This is a genomic window from Actinoallomurus oryzae, from assembly GCF_039541955.1.
Taxonomy (GTDB): Bacteria; Actinomycetota; Actinomycetes; order Streptosporangiales; family Streptosporangiaceae; genus Actinoallomurus; species Actinoallomurus oryzae.
The window spans coordinates 42,134-61,177 of the sequence record NZ_BAABHF010000078.1; the positions used below are offsets into that span (position 1 = coordinate 42,134).

General features: G+C 70.8%; 13 protein-coding genes. 6 read left to right on the forward strand and 7 right to left on the reverse strand.

The genetic code is table 11. The features are described 5' to 3' along the window. The first annotated feature begins 6 nt into the window (after window positions 1-6). From ABEA10_RS49970 to ABEA10_RS49985, 4 genes are all read left to right on the forward strand, one after another. Window positions 7-1,053, forward strand: coding sequence for a phosphotransferase family protein (locus tag ABEA10_RS49970; protein WP_345475769.1), 1,047 nt, complete (start codon window positions 7-9; stop codon window positions 1,051-1,053). Further along, window positions 1,053-2,321, forward strand: a complete 1,269-nt coding sequence (locus ABEA10_RS49975) for an acyl-CoA dehydrogenase family protein (RefSeq protein WP_345475770.1) — start codon at window positions 1,053-1,055, stop codon at window positions 2,319-2,321. Before ABEA10_RS49970 ends, ABEA10_RS49975 begins: the two co-directional genes overlap by 1 nt. Continuing rightward, window positions 2,321-3,997 carry a class I adenylate-forming enzyme family protein gene (locus ABEA10_RS49980; protein ID WP_345475771.1) on the forward strand — a complete coding sequence of 559 codons (1,677 nt, stop codon included), beginning with the start codon at window positions 2,321-2,323 and terminating at the stop codon, window positions 3,995-3,997. The genes ABEA10_RS49975 and ABEA10_RS49980 overlap by 1 nt, the downstream gene beginning before the upstream one ends. Before the next feature lie 192 nt (window positions 3,998-4,189). After that, window positions 4,190-7,324 carry a family 20 glycosylhydrolase gene (locus ABEA10_RS49985; protein WP_345475772.1) on the forward strand — a complete coding sequence of 1,045 codons (3,135 nt, stop codon included), beginning with the start codon at window positions 4,190-4,192 and terminating at the stop codon, window positions 7,322-7,324. 87 nt (window positions 7,325-7,411) lie between these two features. On the opposite strand, the gene ABEA10_RS49990 is transcribed toward ABEA10_RS49985, so the two are convergent. Together ABEA10_RS49990 and ABEA10_RS49995 are read right to left on the reverse strand one after the other, a co-directional pair. Beyond that, complete coding sequence (locus ABEA10_RS49990) at window positions 7,412-9,907, reverse strand: WD40/YVTN/BNR-like repeat-containing protein (RefSeq protein ID WP_345475773.1); 2,496 nt, start codon at window positions 9,905-9,907, stop codon at window positions 7,412-7,414. A 135-nt stretch (window positions 9,908-10,042) separates the two neighbouring features. Continuing rightward, the gene (locus ABEA10_RS49995) at window positions 10,043-11,932 is read right to left on the reverse strand and encodes a helix-turn-helix domain-containing protein (RefSeq protein ID WP_345475774.1); all 1,890 of its coding nucleotides are present in this window, start codon (window positions 11,930-11,932) and stop codon (window positions 10,043-10,045) included. A gap of 221 nt (window positions 11,933-12,153) precedes the next feature. Here ABEA10_RS49995 and ABEA10_RS50000 point away from each other — a divergent pair, with 221 nt between their 5' ends. Further along, window positions 12,154-12,819: a TetR/AcrR family transcriptional regulator gene (locus ABEA10_RS50000; RefSeq protein WP_345475775.1), complete on the forward strand. Its 666-nt coding sequence runs from the start codon at window positions 12,154-12,156 to the stop codon at window positions 12,817-12,819. Here ABEA10_RS50000 and ABEA10_RS50005 read toward each other — a convergent pair. Genes ABEA10_RS50005 through ABEA10_RS50025 form a run of 5 tightly spaced genes read right to left on the reverse strand, consistent with a single transcriptional unit; the run spans window position 12,800 to window position 17,417 of the window. Then, window positions 12,800-13,756, reverse strand: coding sequence for a branched-chain amino acid ABC transporter permease (locus ABEA10_RS50005; protein ID WP_345475776.1), 957 nt, complete (start codon window positions 13,754-13,756; stop codon window positions 12,800-12,802). The genes ABEA10_RS50000 and ABEA10_RS50005 overlap by 20 nt on opposite strands. Continuing rightward, window positions 13,753-14,616: a branched-chain amino acid ABC transporter permease gene (locus tag ABEA10_RS50010; protein ID WP_345475777.1), complete on the reverse strand. Its 864-nt coding sequence runs from the start codon at window positions 14,614-14,616 to the stop codon at window positions 13,753-13,755. The genes ABEA10_RS50005 and ABEA10_RS50010 overlap by 4 nt, the downstream gene beginning before the upstream one ends. Window positions 14,617-14,625: 9 nt before the next feature. Beyond that, entirely contained in the window at window positions 14,626-15,864 is a 1,239-nt protein-coding gene (locus ABEA10_RS50015; RefSeq protein ID WP_329259179.1) for an ABC transporter substrate-binding protein, read from the reverse strand. A gap of 37 nt (window positions 15,865-15,901) precedes the next feature. After that, window positions 15,902-16,621: an ABC transporter ATP-binding protein gene (locus ABEA10_RS50020; protein ID WP_345475779.1), complete on the reverse strand. Its 720-nt coding sequence runs from the start codon at window positions 16,619-16,621 to the stop codon at window positions 15,902-15,904. After that, a complete protein-coding gene (locus tag ABEA10_RS50025) occupies window positions 16,608-17,417 on the reverse strand; it encodes an ABC transporter ATP-binding protein (protein WP_345475780.1) in 810 nt (269 codons plus the stop codon). Before ABEA10_RS50025 ends, ABEA10_RS50020 begins: the two co-directional genes overlap by 14 nt. Window positions 17,418-17,640: 223 nt before the next feature. On the opposite strand from ABEA10_RS50025, the gene ABEA10_RS50030 reads away from it, so the two are divergent. Beyond that, complete coding sequence (locus ABEA10_RS50030; RefSeq protein ID WP_345475781.1) at window positions 17,641-19,026, forward strand: tannase/feruloyl esterase family alpha/beta hydrolase; 1,386 nt, start codon at window positions 17,641-17,643, stop codon at window positions 19,024-19,026. Window positions 19,027-19,044 lie beyond the last annotated feature (18 nt).

The window sequence follows — 19,044 nt, forward strand, 5'->3', positions numbered from 1 at the left end:
CCCTGGATGCAGCCTGATGACATCGACCCGTCGCTGGTCGACTTCGGCGTTCTGGCGCGCTGGATGGACGCCGACGGCCTGCCCGGTGGGCCGTTCGAGCGGGTCGAGCGGCTCGGCGGTGGCACGCAGAACGTCCTGGTCCGGTTCTGCCGCGGCGACCGTGCGTACGTCCTCCGCCGCCCGCCCGTCCACCCGCGGCCTCGCAGCAACGACGCGCTGCGGCGCGAGGCACGGGTGCTGTCCGCCCTCGACGGCACGGGAGTGCGAGCGCCGCGCCTGATCGCCGCCTGCACGGACGAGACGGTCATGAACGGCGTGGTCTTCTACCTCATGGAGTCGGTGCGCGGCTTCAACCCCACGACGGCGCTCCCCCCGCGGTACGCGGGCGACCCCGCCGTACGCCACCGCATGGGCCTGGACGCCGCCGCCGCGCTCGCCGAACTGGGCGCGGTCGACCACGTCGCCGCCGGCCTGGGCGACATGGGCCGTCCGGAGGGATTCCTCGAACGCCAGGTCGGCCGGTGGCTCTCGGAACTGGAGTCCTACAACGCGCTCGACGGGTACCCCGGCGCGGACATCCCCGGGCTGACCGAGGTCGCGACCTGGCTGGAGGCGCACCGGCCGCACGAGTGGCGGCCCGGCATCATGCACGGTGACTACCACCTCGCCAACCTGCTCTACGACGCCGACGCCCCGAGGGTGGCGGCGATCGTCGACTGGGAGATGTGCACGATCGGCGATCCGCTGCTCGACCTGGGCTGGCTGATCGCGACCTGGCCCGTCGGGGAGGCGGCGCCGCTGGCCGGCGCCATCGGCACGGCGGGCGGACTGCCCACGACCGGCGAGCTGGCCGAGGTCTACGCCGCCCGTACGGACCGCGACCTGTCCGCGCTCACCTGGTACGCCGTGCTCGCCTGTTTCAAGCTCGGCATCGTGCTGGAGGGCACGCACGCCCGCGCGTTCGCCGGTCAGGCGCCTGAGGACGTCGGGGACCTGCTGCACGCGACCACGCTCGGGCTGTTCGCCCGCGCCCGCACCTTCATGGAGACCTGATGTGGGACTTTTCCACCGAGCCTGAGTTCCAGGCGAAGCTCGACTGGATGGACGCGTTCATCCGCGACGAGATCGAGCCGCTCGACCTGGTCTACGGCGGCAAGGCGTACGAACCGCTCGGCGACGAGCTGCGCGGCATCGTCGAACCGCTCAAGGCGCGGGTGCGCGAGCAGGGGCTGTGGGCCTGCCACCTCGGCCCCGAGCTGGGCGGGCAGGGGTACGGGCAGCTCAAGCTCGCGCTGATGAACGAGCTCATCGGCCGCTCGCCGTGGGCGTCGGTCATCTTCGGCTGCCAGGCGCCGGACACCGGCAACGCCGAGATCATCGCGATGTACGGCACGGACGAGCAGAAGGCCCGCTACCTCAAGCCGCTGCTGGACGGCGAGTGCTTCTCCGGCTTCTCGATGACCGAACCGCACGCCGGCTCGGACCCGCGCCTGTTCCGTACGCGGGCGGTGCGCGACGGCGACGGCTGGGTGATCAGCGGGGAGAAGTACTTCACCTCCAACGCGGCCAACGCGGCGTTCCTCATCGTGATGGCGGTGACCGACCCCGACGCGCACCCGTACCAGCGGATGTCGATGTTCCTGGTGCCGACGGACACGCCGGGTGTGGAGATCCTGCGCAACATCTCCACGATGGGTCATCGCGGCGACGGCGGCCACGCGCACATCCGCTACAACGACGCCGCGGTCGGTCCGGACGCGCTGCTCGGCGAGGTCGGCGGGGCGTTCGCCATCTCGCAGGCGCGGCTCGGCGGCGGGCGGATCCACCACGCGATGCGCACCGTCGCGGCGGTGAAGAAGGCCTTCGACATGATGTGCGAACGCGCCCTGTCGCGCGAGACCCACGACGGCAACCTCGCCGGCAAGCAGCTCGTCCAGGCGGCGATCGCCGACTCCTACCTGCAGATCCAGCAGTTCCGGCTGCTGATCCTGCACACGGCCTGGCTGATCGACCGTTCCTCCACGAAGGAGGCCCGTACCCAGATCGCCGCCTGCAAGGTAGCGGCGGCGCGCGTCTTCCACGACGTGGTCTACCGGGCGATGCACATCCACGGCGCGCTCGGGGTGTCCAGCGACACTCCGCTGGCGCGGCTCTGGCAGGCCGCGCCGCTCATGGGGATCATGGACGGCCCGACCGAGGTCCACCAGGCCTCGATCGCCCGTCGCGTGCTGCGTGAGTACGAGCCCTCCCCCGGGCCCTGGCCCACCGAGTACCTGCCGGACAAGATCGCCGCCGCCCGCGAGAAGTACGGAGTCCGATGATGCTGAGTGTGGAAGAGGCCCGCGCGATGGTCACCGCGCCGGGGCAGCTGTTCGAGATGGACGAGGTCGAGATCCGCGGCGTGCGCACGCGCGTGTGGAAGAACGCACTGCCGTCGCTGCGCTCACTCCTGGAGGTCACGCGGCTGCACGGCGACGCGACGTTTCTCGTGTACGAGGACGACCGGCTGACGTTCGAGGAGCACTTCCTGCGCGCGGCGACCTTCGCCCGGCGGCTCACCGAGCGGTACGGCGTGGGCAAGGGCGACCGGGTCGCGATCGCGATGCGCAACTTCCCCGAGTGGTCGGTCGCCTTCTTCGGCGCCGCCGCGGCAGGCGCCGTCGTCGTACCGCTGAACGCCTGGTGGACCGCGCCGGAGCTGGAGTACGGCCTGCGCGACAGCGGTGCGAAGGTCCTCGTCGCCGACCAGGAACGCGCCGAGCGCCTCACGGGCGTGCTGCCGGACCTCGGCATTCCGACGATCGTCGCTCGTGTCGAGGGCGAGCCTCCGGCGGGCGCGGAGGAGTTCGACGCGGTGCTCGGCGAGCTCGGCGACACGCTGCCGGACGTGACGATCGACCCCGACGACGACGCCACGATCTTCTACACCTCTGGCACGACCGGCCGCTCGAAGGGCGCACTCGGCACCCAGCGCAACATCACCACGAACCCGATCAGCCTGGCGTACGCGATGGCCGCCGCCGGGCTGCGCGCCGGGCACGCGCTGGAGGAGGTGGTCGGGGCGCCGCGCCGGGTGTCGCTGCTCAGCGTGCCGTTCTTCCACGCGACCGGCTGCCACTCCGTGCTCGTCGCCAGCGCGCTCGCCGGCAGCACGATCGTGTTGATGCACAAGTGGAACCCCGAGCGCGCCCTGGAGCTGATCGAACGCGAGCGCGTCACGATGTTCGGCGGCGTACCGACGATGGCGTGGCAGGTGCTGACGTCGCCGCACTTCGACAAGTACGACACCTCCAGCCTGACGTCGGTCTCGTACGGCGGCGCACCCGCCCCGCCGAAGCTGGTGGAGAAGATCAAGGAGCTGCTGCCCGACCGGGTCCCGGGCAACGGGTACGGGCTGACCGAGACGTCCTCGGTGACGACGTACAACTCCGGCGTCAACTATCTGGCACACCCCGACAGCGTCGGCCTGCCGGTCGCGGTGTGCGACGTGAAGGTGGTCGGCCCGTCGGGCGACGAGCTGCCCGCGGGCGAGGTGGGCGAGCTGCTGATCAAGGGTCCGAACGTCATCAAGGGCTACTGGAACCGCCCCGACGCGACCGCCCAGGCGATCGTCGGCGGCTGGTTCCACAGCGGCGACCTGGCGCGCGTGGACGAGGACGGCTTCGTCTACATCGTGGACCGGGCGAAGGACATGCTCATCCGCGGCGGTGAGAACGTCTACTGCGCCGAGGTCGAGGCGGCCCTTTACGAACATCCGGCCGTCGCGGACGCGGCCGTCATCGGCGTCCCCCACGACGAGCTCGGCGAGGAGGTCGGCGCGGTCGTCTGCCTGCGACCGGGCACGGCCCTGACCGCGGAGGAGCTCCAGGCGTTCCTGCGCGAGAGGATCGCGGCGTTCAAGGTGCCGTCCCACGTGTGGTTCCGGGAGAACGAACTGCCCCGCAATCCGGGCGGCAAGATCCTCAAAACCCACCTGCGCGCCGAGGTCCTCGGCTGAGGGAGAGCCGGTTCTCTTGTGAGGCCGCCGAATCCATACTGCGCTTTTCTCGGACAGCGTCTTGAGGATGCTCGCCCGACGGGTGGTCGGCGGGGTGGGTGCGCATTCGTGCGCGAAAATGACCTGTTTCGCTCTTGACTGTGCAATTTGTCGATCTTACGTTCAGTGCGAGCATCTCGCCCCGGAGGTTCGATGGACATCCGCCGCCGGCTCGCGGTCCTTTGTAATGCCGCCTGTCTTGTCGCGTCCCAGGTCGTCGTCACGCCCGTGTTCGCCGCCGCCTCGCCCGATCCCGCCCCGAACGTCACGCCTGCGCTGCGCCAGTGGACCGGCGCGAGCGGCACGTTCCGGCTCGGCCGGGGCGCCCGCATCGTCGTCGCCCCGGCCCAGGCCGCCGACGCGCGTACGTTCCGCGACGATCTGGCGGCCATCACCGGCCAGGCCCTGCCCGTCGTCCTCGGTGACACGGCGCACCCCGGCGACCTGCGGCTCCTCGTCGATCCTGCCGCCCCCGCGACGCTCGGCGAGGAGGGGTATCAGCTTCAGATCGCCGACACCCTGACAGTGCGCGGGCGTACACCGGCCGGTGTGGCGCACGGCACGCAAACCGTCGAGCAGTTGTTCACCCTCGCCCCGGACCGCGCCCAGGTGCCGCACGGAACGGCGATGGACTGGCCCGACGTACGGCAGCGCGGGTTCATGCTGGACGCCGGGCGCAAGTACTACCGGCCCGAGTACATCCTCCAGCAGATCCGTACCGCCGCCTGGCTCAAGCTGAACACGGTGCACCTGCACCTGACCGAGCACAACGCGTTCCGCCTGGTCAGCGACCGGTTCCCGGGCCTGGCCGCGGCGGACGCGTACACCAAGGCGGACATCCGCCGGTTCGAGGACGAGGCGCGGAAGTACCACGTGACGCTGCTGCCGGAGATCGACCTGCCCGGCCACTCCAACGCGATCGCGCAGTACCGGCCGGACCTGAAGTTCTCCTGTCCCGCGCTGGCCGACGGCTGGACGCTCGACGTCACCAAGCAGGCCACCCGCGACTTCGTGAAGAAGCTGCTGGATGAGTTCGTGCCGCTGTTCGATGGGCCCGAGTTCCACGTCGGCACCGACGAGTACCAGACGCAGGCCACCCAGGAGCAGTGCCCCGAACTCGTCGACTACGCCAGGGAGCATGGGTACGCGAGCACCGCGGACGTGTTCGTCGACTTCATCAATTTCATGAACAAGGTGGTCCGCTCGCACGACAAGCGGGCCGTCATATGGAACTGGTGGGACTACCAGCAGGCCCCGTCCACCGCGCCCGACAAGAACATCAAGGTCGAGGCGTGGGTCGGCGACGGCGTACAGCACTACCTCGACCTCGGGTACGACGTGGTGGCCTCGCCCGGCGACCTGCTGTACGTGACGCCCGGCGCCCCGCCTGGCGGGGCGCTGCTGCCGGACGACCGAAGCCTGTACGCCCAGTGGACGCCGACACAGAACGACCACCTGACCGGGTACCTGATCTCCCGCTGGTCCGACAGCGCCGAGACGCAGAGCGACGCTTACTTCGACTGGTTCGCCAACCGGCCACAGCAGGTGCTCGCGGACCGCGCCTGGGGCGGACCGCGCCAGGGCACCAGCTTCGACTTCGAGGACCGGATCGACCGCCTCGGCCCGCCACCCGGCGTCGCGTACCCGCCGACCGGGACCGTGAAGCTGACCGGCACCTCCTACGGCGCCGGCCCCGCGTACGGCGGGTCGGACAACACCTACGACAAGGTCTTCGACGGCGATCCCAACACGGCGTACGACTATGAGAAGGCCGACGGCGGGTACGCCGGCATCGACCTGGGCGCGGGGCACACGGCCCGGGTGGCGAAGATCCGGTTCGTGCCGCGGGCCGGCCAGGCGGGCCGCATGGTCGGCGGCCGCTTCCAGGGCTGCACCGACGGGCCGGACAAGGGCTGCGTCGATCTGGCGACCGTGCCGTGGACGCCGATGGCCGACTGGACCCAGTTGACGGTCGAGGACAACGGCCGGTACCGCTGGCTGCGGTACGTGAGCCCGCCCGGCGGCTTCGCGAACATCGCCGAGGCCGAGTTCGACACCGCGCCCGAGACGCCGGGCCGCCTCGACGTGGCCGCGCCCGGCACCCTGCGCGCCCTCGGTCACTCCACGGTGACCACGACGTTCACCAACACCGGCACGAGCGCGCTGAACGACGTGCGCCAGACCCTCACCGCGTACGCCACGAGCAGCGTCGTGCCGCTGGCCGCGCGGCCCATCGGCGACCCGGTCGCCGAAGTCGTGGCGCCGGGACACAGCGTGAGCGTGCGCTGGCAGGCCGACCTGCCGCTCGACGTCATGCCCGGCACCTACCGGCTCACCGGCGGCGTGACCTGGGCGGGCGGCGGCCGTACGACGGGGGCCGCGGCGGTCAAGGTGCCGGCGCCACTGACCGCGACCGCCGATCCGGGAACGCTGGTCGTCTCGGGCGGCAAGGACGCCACCGCCACGGTACGGCTGACCAGCCCGGCGGACGCACCGCTCACCGCGCGCTGGGCGGTGAACTCGCCGAGCGGCGTCACGGCCCGCCCGGCGAGCGGAACGGTACACGTCCCGGCGGGCGGCACGGCCTCGGTGCGCGTCACGGTCACGGCGAACGACAAGCCCGGCGCGTACGACCTGCCGGTCGCGCTGACGGCGCGGGCGGGCGGCGGGCGCGTCGACGTCACCGCGCCACTGCGAGTCTCGGTCCCGTACCCGGCGCTGTCCGGCGCGTTCGACAACACCGGGACGACCGACGACGGCACGCCCGCGCCCGGTGGCCTGAACGGCGGCATCGACTCCGACGGGTCGAGCTACTCGGCTCAGGCACTGGCCGCCGCGGGAGTCACGCGGGGTGGCACGTTCACCTACGACGGGCAGACCTTCACCTGGCCCGACGCCGCGCCCGGAACCCCGGACAACGTCCTGGCCAACGGGCAGACGATCAAGGTCGGCAAGCAGGGTGGCCGGCTCGGCCTGCTCACCGTCGGCACGTACGGCCCGATCGGCGGCACCGGCCTCGTCAGCTACGCCGACGGCAGCACGCAGCCGTTCACCGTCACCGACCCGGACTGGCAGGTACCGTCCCTGCCCGGCGACGCCAAGGCGGCGATCACCATGCCGTACCACAACCTCGCCGGCACCGGCCGCGTCAACCGCACCACGTACGTCTTCGCCCACGAGGTGGCGCTCGACCCGGCCAAGACCGTCGCCTCGGTGACCCTTCCGACCGTCAGTTCGACGGCCCGCGGCGGCCTCCACGTCTTCGCCCTGACCGTGTCCAGCTCGTAGACCGTGGGCGGCCCCTGACCGTTGGCATGCCGGTCAGGGGCCGCCCTACGGGCGGGGACGCGCGCCGGGCCCGTCCCCGCGCCGGGGTCAGCCGTTCGGCACGGGGATCCTCCACACGCTGCGGCCGAACGTCGCGGCGTAGATGGTGCGGTGGTCACCGGTGATCTTGATGTCGAACACCGGGGTGTCGGGCAGGCCGTTGCCGAGGCGCTTCCAGTTCTTCTTGTCGTTCTTGTCGTAGAAGACGCCGTAGTCGGTCGCCGCGTACAGCTGGTGGCTCACCTGGTCGTAGGTGAGCATCTCGACCGGTGCGTTCGGCAGTTTCCCGCTGATGTTGTGCCAGCTGCCGCCGCCGTTCGTGGTCTCCCACACGTTCGCCGCGGTGTCGCCCTCCCGGTAGCCGGAGTAGGCGACGTACACGTGGTCGGCGTCGGCGGGGTCGACGACGATCGAGTTGACCCACCGGGTGGGCAAGCCCTTGCCGGTGAACTCGGTCCAGTGCGCGCCGAGGTCGGTCGTCTTCCACAGCCGGCCGGTGTCGGTGCCGAGGTAGATCGTGTTGCCGTCCGTCTTGGCCGGCGCGATCCAGGTGATCGTGGCGTACTGGTTGGCGTAGAACGGCCCCTGGTCGTCCTCATCCGGCGGTACGGGGCCGGTCAGGTAGTCACCGGGCGGGCTGATCTGGGTGAACGTCGCACCCCGGTCGGTCGAGCGGTCCAGGACGTTGCCGCCGAAGTACAGCACCGACGGGTTGCTCGGGTCGAGCACGATCGGGGCGTCCGTGGTGATCCGCGCGGAGTGCCGCTGCCCGAACCGGAAGCTGTGCGAGGTGCCGCCGCTGTCCTCGTGCCGGGTGCACACACCGACCTGCGAGCACTCGTAGTAGATGTCGTGATTGCTCGGGTCGATCAGGACCTCGTGGCCGTCGCCGCCGCCGTAGGCGTTCCACTGCGACAGGTCCGACGCCCCGGCGGTGTTGGTCCACGTACGGACGCTGCCGTTGTCCTGCAGGCCGGAGGCGAGCCGGTTCGGGTCGTCCGCCGCCACCGCCAGGTGGTACGACTGGTTCCACGGCGCGTACGTCGCGTGGACCCATGAGCGGCTCGCACCGTTCTCGTCCGAACGGTAGATGCCCCCGTCGTTGCCGAGGTAGATCCGGTCGGCCACCTTCGGGTCCCACTGCAGTGCGTGCTGGTCCGAATGCACGCCGTCCGAGTCGGACCAGGTGGCGCCGCCGTCCTTGGACTCACGCAGGCTGACGTCGGCGCTGAACAGATGGTTCTCGTCCTGGGGGTCCACCCACATGCGCCCGAACCACCACTGGTAGCCGCCCGAGGAGCCGGGCCGGCCGCCGGGCTTGAAGGTGTCGCCGCCGTCGTCCGAGACGTAGAAACCCTTGTCCGGGCCGTACGGGCTGCCGCTGACCACGTACACGCGCCGGGGGTCGTTCGGGGCGACCGCGACGCCGATCCGGCCGAGGCTCGCGTCGCTCTTCAGCCCGGTGCCCGTGGTGTCGGCCGGGTGGGTGCCGATGACGTTCTCCAGCCGCTTCCAGTGGTCACCGCCGTCGTCGGAGCGGAACAGGCCGGAGCCGACGCCGCCGTACACCCGCGCGCCGTTGTTGCGCTTGTGGTCCCACAGCGCGGCGTAGACGCGGTTGCCGTTGGCGGGGTCGAGCGCCAGGTCGATGCCGCCCGTGGTGTTGTTCGGCGTCTTGAGCACCAGTCTCCAGCTCTTGCCGTCGGGACCGAGCCGGTAGATGCCGCGCTGTCCGGCCGTGCCGGACAGGTTGCCGGCGGCCGCGACGAAGACCCGCTTCGGGTTCGCCGGGTCGACGACGATCTTTCCGATCGCGCCGCTGTCGGTGAGGCCCCACTGCTTCCAGTGCGCGCCGCCGTCGGTCGACCGGTAGACGCCGTCGCCGAAGAACGTCAGGCCGCCACCGGACGGGTTCGCCTCACCGGTGCCGGCCCACAACGTGCCGTCGGAGCCGAGCGCGATGGCGCCCATCGTCTGCGTCTGGTCGACCGGCCAGGCCGGGGTGAAGGTCTTGCCGGCGTCGATGCTCCTCCAGATACCGCCGCCGGACACCGCCACGTAGAAGGTGTTCGGGTGGTTCGGGTCCACGACGAGGTCGGTGACGCGGCCTCCGACGTTGGTGGGGCCGACCTGTCCCCAGTTCCCGCCGCCGTGCTTGAGCGCCCTGGCCTGCGTGCGGGCGTGCTTGATCTGGTCCGGCTTGACGTCGTGACCGGAGGTGAACTTCTGCGTGAGGTACTCGGCCGGGGCCGTCGGACCGCCTTCTTCCTCCTCCTCTTCCTCGCCCTCCTCGCCTTCTTCTTCCCCTTCTTCTCCGCCGTCGGCGTCGTGCACGTGTTCGGCGGCGGCTTCGCCCCGCTCGTTGCCGCTCGCGTCGTTCGGCGCGGTGAGCCCGTGGACGAAGAGAGCGACGATCGCGAGGGAGAGAACGCTCGCGAGGATGAGTCTCAGCGTCGTCCCGCGCTGCCGTGAGTTCGTGGCCGCGGGTTCAGGGGCCGAGTCCGGTGCGCCGTGTCCGGTCTCGTCTGGGTGGTCGTCCGTCATTGCGCCTCCTGGCCGTGGGCGTGATTCGCCCCCGGGCAGACGGTAAAGATCGGACAGGACACTAGTCATCAGACAAATGGTGAAATCGGATGTCCGATATCGGACAAGTTTCCGCCGAGGACTCGGCTCGCCGAGTCAGTCCTCGAGTTCGCGGCTCAGGCGGTGCAGCCGCAGCGCCAGCTGCACTTCCAGCGTGTGGTCCGGGCTGTTCCAGTCCACTCCGAGCAGGCGTTTCACCCGGTCGAGGCGCTGGGTGACGGTGTTCGGGTGGATGTGCAGCCGCTTCGCGCTGGCCACGAGGCTCTGCCCGGTGGTGAAGTAGGTGTCGAGCGTCTCCATCAGCATGGTCGAGCGCTGTTCGTCGTGCTGGATGACCGGGCCCAGCGTCCGCGCCACGAACTCCCCGGCGGACGCGCTGTCGCCGAGGAGCAGTCCGGTGTACCCCAGGTCGGCGGCGGTCGCGGCGGTGCCCGCACGGTCGAGCCGGATCAGCGCGTGTGCGCAGGCCAGCGCCTCCCCGTAGGCGGCGGGCAGGTCGGCCGGATCGTCGACCGGCCCGGCGGCGCCGACGGTGACCGGCGCCCCCAGGCGCTTGGTCATCGACCGCGCCGTCCGGCGGCCGGTCAACGACGGGTCGTCGGAGGGGATGACCAGGACCGCCCGGTCGTCCCGTACGGTGCTCAGACCGCCGCGAGCGGCCGCGAGGTCGGACGCCACGGACGCGAGGCTCTGCCGGTTCTCCGCCCGGATGTGCGCGACGACGACGGCATGCCGCTTTTGCGGCTGGTAGCCGATCCGCAGGGCGCGCTCGGCCAGTGAGGAGTACGTGCGGGGGTTGGGCGTGAGCAGGTCGTCCAGCAGTTCGCCGCGCACTCTGGCCTCCGCGGCGGCGAGGTTACGGCGGAACAGCTGGAGCAGCGAGGTGACGACGGCCGCCCGCTCGAGCAGCCGCACGTCCAGGTCGCCGACCTCGCCGGACGCGGCCGGCGGGGCCCAGGCCAGCGTGCCGAGGGCCTCGGTGCCGGCCACCAGGTCGGTGACCCAGTACGTCCCGCCGTCGACGCCCTGGACGCCGCCGCGGGCCTCGACCGTCGCGGCGGACATCGCCTTGAGCACATCCTCGGGCGCCCCGGGGGTCCAGGCGACGGGGGTCTCGAACTCGTCGAAGATGGCGAGCACGCCACCGAGCCGATTCCCCGCGGCGGTCACGACCTCCTGCACGCCGCCGCCCCGGAGCACGATGTCCATGGTCTGGTCGAGCACGGCGACCGCTCTCTCCTGGTCGGCCGCACGCCGGCGAAGGGATTCGCCGGCCTGGCGCAGATCCCGCAGTGTCCGGTCCCGTTCCTGCCTCGACCGCGCCTGCTCGATCGCGCTCGTGGCGAGGGCGGCGAAGGAGCCGAGGAGAGCGATGGCGTCGTGGGAGAACGGGCCCGGTGTGCGGTTGGAGGCGAAGAGCACGCCGATGACGGCGCTGTTGCGCAGCGGCACGCCGACGATCGACACCTGCCGCTCCGCCCTGACCGAGGCGTCGACGGCGGGGTCGTGCGTCAGCCGTTCGTCGTTGAAGTAGTCGGGCGTCGAGAACGGCGTACCGGTGGCGGCGACCCTGCCCCCGACACCGGTTCCGAACGGAATCCGGACGTCCTTCCAGGCCGAGGACGTGGCGCCGACCATCACGCGCATGCAGGTCGCGCCGCCTTCGTCGTCGTTCAGGCTGAGGTAGGCCATGTCGCAGCCGAGAAGTCGCTGTGCCTGCGCCACGATCAGAGTCAGGATGGTGTCCGGATCGCTGCGGTCTTCGGCCAGTTCCTTCGCGCACTCGACCAGCGCACGCTGCTGCTCGTGGCGAGCGCGCTGCTTCTCCAGTGTGTCGCGGAGGTGGAGGGCGAGCGTGTGTTCGGCCTGCAGATCCTCTGCCTCGGCGGGCGAGGCGGCGCCGGCGACCGCCTCGCGCAGGACCTCGTCGTAGAGGGGCAGCGGCGCCCCGTCGACGACAAGCCGGAGAAAACTGCGCCTGTTCACAACCGTTCGCTCCCGTCGACGCGGGCTCGTCCACCGGTCTCGTCCGAGGATGCCGACGCCGTCGGCCGCCGCACGGTCGGTGAATAAGCGCATAGTCACTGAGTAGGATTCCCGTGTCAAGGCTCGCCGCGAGCCAGGGCCGGACCGCGGGCGACGTCCGGCGGGACGCCCGCGAGCGCATCGGTACCACGCCCCGGACCCGAAGGAGGCGAGAGTCGCGGATGGCCAGACGGCAGGCCCGGTTCACCGCACAGGAGCTGGCGGACGACCCCCGGCTGCGGGACCACTCTTCCGGCCTCTGGAGAGAGGGGCTCGGAGACGTGCAGCGCGGCCTGCTGACGTCGGCGGTGCGGTGCTTCGCCGCGAACGGTTTCCACGCCACGACCACCCGCGACATCGCCGAAGGGGTGGGGCTCAGCCCGGCGGCGCTGTACGTCCACTTCCCGTCGAAGGAACTGGTCCTGTTCGAGATCGTACGGACCGGTCATGAGCGGGTGCTCACGAGAGTTCAGGACCCGTCCGTGCTGAGCGCGCGCGGCGACGGGCCGGCGGACCGGCTCCGAGCGGTCATCGCGGAGTACACCGCCTGGCATGCCCGCCACCACGTGGCGGCGCGCGTCTGCCAGTTCGAACTGCGCGGGCTCACGGCAGGGCACTACGACGAGATCCTGGAGCTGCGCCACCGGACCAACGCGTTCTTCCGCGACACCGTCGCCCGCGGCGTCGCCGACGGGTCGTTCGCGCAGGTGGACGTCAAGCGGGTCACGCGCGCGATGCTGTCGCTCAGCATCGACCTCGTCCGGTGGTACCGGCTCGGCGGTTCCGACTCGCCGGAGGAGCTCGGCGAGTTCTACGCCGGCCTCGCACTCAAGATGGTCGCCCGGTAGGGCTCAGCAGGCGACGGGCCGTTCCCCAGATGCCCCGGCGGAAGAGCAGCACGATCACGATGAAGATCAGGCCGGTGACGATCCCGGTCTCCTCGAACCCGGCGGTCGCCAGGAAGTCCTGGAGCTGGACGACGACGGCCGCGCCGATGGCCCCGCCCCACAGGGTGCCGATGCCGCCGAGGACGACCATCATCACCGCCTGCCCGGACGTGGTCCAGTAGACCCCGTCGAGCGAGGCGAAGCCGTGGCCGATGGCGAACACGCCCCCGGCCACGCCGGACAGCGCGGCGGACAGGACGAAGGCCAGGAGCCGGTACCGGTCGACGGGGTAGCCGAGGGCACGCGCCCGGGCCGGGTTGTCGCGGATGGAGACCAGCACCCGGCCGAACGGCGAACGGACGATGCGCCAGGCCGCGAACAACCCGGCGAGCACGAACGGCAGGCCCGCGTAGTAGAAGAAGAACGGCTCGGACAGGTCGAGGCCGAACAGCTCCCGCGGGATGCCCTGCAGGCCGTTCTCCCCGCCCGTGAGGCCCCGCCACTGATTGGCGATGAAGTAGATCATCTGTGCGAAGGCCAGGGTGACCATGGCGAAGTAGATCCCGGTCAGGCGTACCGACAGATACCCGATCGGGAGCGCCAGCAGCGCCGCGAACGCCGCGCCGCCCAAGATGGCGACCGGGAAGGGCATCCCGGTGTGCAGCGCGATCAGGCCGGTGCAGTAGGCCGACCCGCCCCAGAACGCCGCATGGCCGAACGACAGCAGCCCGGTGAAGCCGAGCAGAAGGTCCACGGCCGCGGCGAACAGCGCCCAGCACGCGATGTCGAGCGCCACCGGCGGATAGATCATCCAGGGCAGCGCGAGGGCGATGAAGACCCCGATCACCAGGAGCAGCGGCCCGGTCCGGCCCGAGCGGGCCAGCCTGAGAAGGATCAACGCGACGCCTCCTCGCGCCCGAACAGCCCGGCCGGGCGCCACAGCAGCACCGCGGCCATGAGGATGAACACCAACGTCTGCGACAGCCATGGGACGTAGTAGTTGCCGAGGGCCGACACGATCCCGACCGCGAACCCGGCGGCGACCGAGCCGAACACCGAACCGAGCCCGCCGATCACGACGACGGCGAACACCGTGATGATCAGGTCGGAGCCCATCAGCGGCGTGACCGCCCGCATCGGCGCGGCCAGCACCCCGGCGAACGCGGCCAGCGCCACGCCGAAGCCGAAGACCGGGGTCACCCACCGGCCGACGTCGATGCCGAGCGCGCGGGTCAGCTCGGGCCGCTCGGTCGCCGCCCGCACGATCACGCCGACGCGTGTGCGGGTCAGCACCACCCACACCGCCGCGCAGACCACGACCGACACCGCCAGCACGAACACCTGGTAGGCGGGGTAGGTGAACAGCCCCAGGTCGACGGTGCCGCTGAGCGCCGACGGCCTCGGGTAGGGCTGGGAGTCCGCCCCGTACTCCCGCTTCATCAGGTCCTGCAGGATCAGCGCGAGGCCGAAGGTGAACAGGAAGTTGTAGAGCGGGTCCAGCGGCGTCAGCCGCCGGACGAACAAGCGTTCCACGACGATGCCGGCCACGCCCAGCAGCGGCGGGACCAGCACGAGGGCCACCCAGAAGCTCAGGCCGAACGAGTCGAGCGCGATGAACGCCCCGAAGGCGCCGAGCATGTAGAAGGCGCCGTGGGCGAGATTGACCACGCCCAGCATTCCGAAGATGACGGCCAGGCCGAGGGCGAGCAGAGCGTAGAACGCCCCGCCCACCAGCCCGTTGAACGCCTGCTGGAGCACGCCGGCCGCCTACAGGTGGCAGGACGGGTCGGGCTGCTGGAACGCCTCCGACGCCGGAATCGTCTTGAGGACCTTCACGTAGTCCCAGGGCGTCTTGACCTCGCTGGACGGCTTCACCTGCGAGAGGTACGCGTCGTGCAGCAGCAGATGGTCCTGGGCGCGGATGGTGGCGTCGCGGGCGAAGGCGTCCTCGAACTTGTGGCCCTCCAGCTGCTTCACCACGTCGGCGGACTTGTCGGTGCCGGCGCGCTGCACGGCCTCCAGGTACTGCAGTGCGGCCGAGTAGTTGGCGGCCATGTTGGCGGTGGGACGCTTGCCGGTCCTGGCCTGGAACTTGTCGGCCCAGGCGCGGCTCTTGTCATCGAGGTTCCAGTACCACATGTCGGTGTAGCGGCTCCCGGCCAAGGCGTCGGGGCCGAGCGAGTGGATGTCGCTGAGGGCCAGCAGCCCGACCGCGAGGCCGACGCCCTTGTCGCGCAGCTTGTACTCGTTGTACTGCTTCACCAGGTTGACCAGGTCGCCGCCCGCCTGCATCGTGCCGAGCACCTGCGGTCTGGGGTTGAGGCCGGGCGCCTTGAGCAGGAAGGTGGAGAAGTTGTCGTTCGGGAACGGCGTCGGGTCGCTCTTCACGACGCTGCCGCCGGCCGCCTTGATGGCCGCCGCGAACGTCTTCTGCATGTCCTGCCCGAACGCGTAGTCGGGATAGACGATGTACCAGGACTTGGCCCCGTCCTTGGTCACCTCGGTGCCGGTGCCGTGGGCCAGCATGTAGCTGTTGTAGCCGTAGTGGAAGGTGTACTTGTTGCACTGCTTGCCTTCGAGCTCGGTGCTCGCGGCGCCGACGTCGATGAACACCTTCTTCTTGTTCTTGGCGATGGTGGCGACGGCGAACGCGGCGGACGAGGTCGGCACGTCCAGGATCACGTCGGCCTTCTGCCGGTCGTAGAGCTCCTGCGCCTTGGAGTTGGCGATCTCCGGTTTGTTCTGGTGGTCGGCGGCCTTCACCCCGATCTTCTTGGCCACCGCCTTGTCGCCGTACTTGGCCTGGTACTCGGCCACCGCCATCTTGACGGCCTCGATGGTGCTGCGGCCCGAGGTGTCGGCGTAGACGCCGGACTGGTCGTTCAGCACGGCCAGCACCACCTCGCCATCGCTGATCTTCCCTCCGCCGCCGCCCGGTCCGCCCGCGCACCCGGCCAGCAACAGCCCCGCGGCGGCCAGGACGCCGCTCCAGCCCGTGATCCTCATGTTCAGGCGTCTCCTCTGTCGCAGATCTCGGCCGTCATCAGATTCCGAGGTAGTCGAGCAACTCGTCCTCGCGTTCGCGGACCTGGTCGTTGTCCAGCGATTCGACGATCCGGCCCTCGGCGAGCAGGTAGTGGCGGTCGGCCACGGTCGCGGCGAAATGCACGTTCTGCTCGATCAGCAGCACGGTCACGCCGGCCGCCTTGACCTCGCGCAGGATGTCGCCGATCCGCTGGACGATCAGCGGCGACAGTCCTTCGGTGGGCTCGTCGCACAGCAGCAGCCGGGCACCCGTCCGCAGCACTCGTGCCAGCGCGAGCATCTGCTGCTCGCCGCCGGACAGCTTCGTCCCGGGGAACCGGCGCCGCTCGCGCAACCGCGGGAACGTCTCGTACACCCGCTCCAGCGGCCACGGCTCGGGTCCGCCCGCCCTCCCGGCCTTCATCCCCGGTGGAAGCGTCAGGTTCTCCTCCACCGACAGGGTGGCGTAGACACCTCGGTCGTCCGGGACGAAGCCCAGGCCGCGGCGGGCTCTGCGGTGGGGGCTGAGACCGGTGATGTCCTCGCCGAACAGCGAGATCGCGCCGGCCGTCCGGCCGTACGAGGCGTGCAGTCCCATGAGGCAGCGCAGCATCGTGGTCTTGCCCGCGCCGTTGCGGCCGACGAGGGTGACGATCTCGCCCGCGTCGACGTGCAGCGAGACCTCACGCAGGGCCTGCGCCTCGCCGTACCAGGCCGACAGCCCGTCAACGCACAGCATGGGAGTCTCCGAGGTAGGCGGTGATGACGCGTGGATCGTGCCGGATCTCGGCGTACGGGCCCTCGATGAGCACCTTGCCGTGCTGTAGGACGGTCACCCGCTCGGCGAGGCTGGCGACGACGTTCATGTTGTGCTCGACCAGGACCACGGTGCGGCCCGTACGGATCCTGCCGATGAGCTCGATGGTGCGGTCCACGTCCTCGACGCCCATCCCGGCCGTCGGCTCGTCGAGCAGGAGCACCTGGGGATTCAAAGCCAGGGCGAGCGCCAGTTCCAGCGCGCGCTTGCTCCCGTACGAGAGCGAGCCCGCCGGGACGTCGCCGTGGCCGGCCAGCCCGACCTGGTCGAGCAGTTCTCCGGCGCGCCCGGCGAAGCGCGCCAGCGCCCGGTCCGAGCGCCAGAACCGCCACCCCAGGCCGGTCGGGCTCGCCAGCGCCAGCTCGACGTGCCGGCGCGGGGTCAGCTCGGCGAACAGGCTGGTGATCTGGAACGAGCGCGCCACTCCCAGCCGGGCGATGGCCTCGGGGCTGCGGCCCGCCAGCTCGTGCCCGCCGAGCCGTACGCTGCCCGCCGTCGGTTTCAGGAACCCGGTGAGCAGGTTGAACAGCGTGGTCTTGCCGGCGCCGTTCGGGCCCACCAGGGCGTGCACGCCGCCTTCGGCCACGTCCAGGTCGACGCCGTCCACCGCCCGGAACCCGCGGAACTCCCTGACGAGGCCGCGCGCCGTCAGAGCGGGAACGGACCCGCCCGGAGTGGCGCTCGCGGAGGGGGCGTCGTGCTCGCGCCTGCTCTCCATGGGCCCTCCCTACGGCCGTTCGCTGGTCGCGATTCATGGCACGCTAAGTGGCGGCCGGGCCGGCGGACCAGGTGACCGGCCACACATTCAGGCCCTCCGTTATGAGGCGGCGCACACCGCGCCGGCCACCACACGACGGGGTCGAACAGTGGCTTCCGCCACGTGGTCCGCCCCGTCGCCGGTCGAGGAGCATGGGTCCCGTTTCCGCCCCCTGGGAGCTGCCATGCCCATGCTTCGCAGACCGTCCGTCCTCTCGGCCCTGCTGGGGCCGCTCCTCGCCGTCCCGCTGCTGATGGCCGCGCCGCCCGCGCAGGCCGGCACCCGCTGCGCCCACATGAACAGGGTCCGTGTCCCCGGAGCCGAGCGACAGGTCGCCGCCTGCCTGGACGACCTCACCACCGCCGGCACGATCGGCTCCGACCACACCGACCCCGCCGACTGGCAGGGGCTGCAGTCGACGGCCACCCGGAACCCGAGCGGAGTGCCGGGCGTCCAGATCGACGGCTACTTCCCGGACACCTCCACGTTCAACACCACGCACGGCTGGAACCACGACTCCCAGTTCGTGATCCGGCTTCCGGAACGCTGGAACGGCGGGCTGGTGGTCTCCGGCGCGCCGGGAAACCACCGCCAGTACGCCAACGACGTGACCATCTCCGACTGGGTGCTGGCCAAGGGGTACGCCTTCGCCTCGACCGACAAGGGCAACGTCGACGCGGAGTTCTACCGGGACGGCAGGAGGCCCGGTGACGCCATCCTGGAGTGGTACCGCCGGATGACGCAGATCACCATCGCCGCCAAGGCGACCGTCGCCCACCACTACGGCAGGACCCCCCGCAGGACGTACGCGGCGGGCATCTCCAACGGCGGCCAGCTGGTGCGCTGGGCGCTGGAGAACCACCCCGAGCTCTACGACGGCGGCATCGACTCCGAAGGCACCCTCTGGCCGCACGACGACGGGCCGAACGCGCTGGTCTACCTGCCGGTGGCGCTGCGGGAGTACCCCAAGTACGCGGCGACGGGCGACCCCGCGGCGCACGCCGCGATGCTGAGGGCCGGGTTCGCCCCGGGCTCGGAGTTCCTGTGGGACTTCGAGTACCGGATCCTCTGGGACGGCACACAGCGCAGATACCGCGAGGAGGTCGACCCGTCCTACGACGGCGACCTGGAGGCGGGCATCCCGTTCTGCCAGAGTGGCACGCCCCGCTGCGACGCCGACTACGACTACTACCGGCGCCCGAGGAGCGTGCACCGAGCCGTGAAGCGCGCATCGCTGACCGGCCGCATCGGCAAACCGATGATCACCGTGCAGGGCACGCTGGACAGCCTGCTGCCCATCAGGGTCCACGGCGACGTGTACGACGCGATGGTCCGGTCACAGGGCATGGGCGCACGGCACCGCTACTACCGGATCGAGGGCGCCTCGCACCTGGACCTCGAGTACGACATGTTCCCGGACCGGATGCGACCGCTGCTCCCCTGCATGCGCACGGCCTTCGAAGCCCTCGAACGCTGGACGGCCCCGGGCGGCGGCCAGGCGCCTCCCCCCAGTGCCACCATCCCGCGCCAGACCTCCGGCGACGTGGCCAACACCTGCTCCCTCGGCTGACCGGCGTCCTCCCGCGGT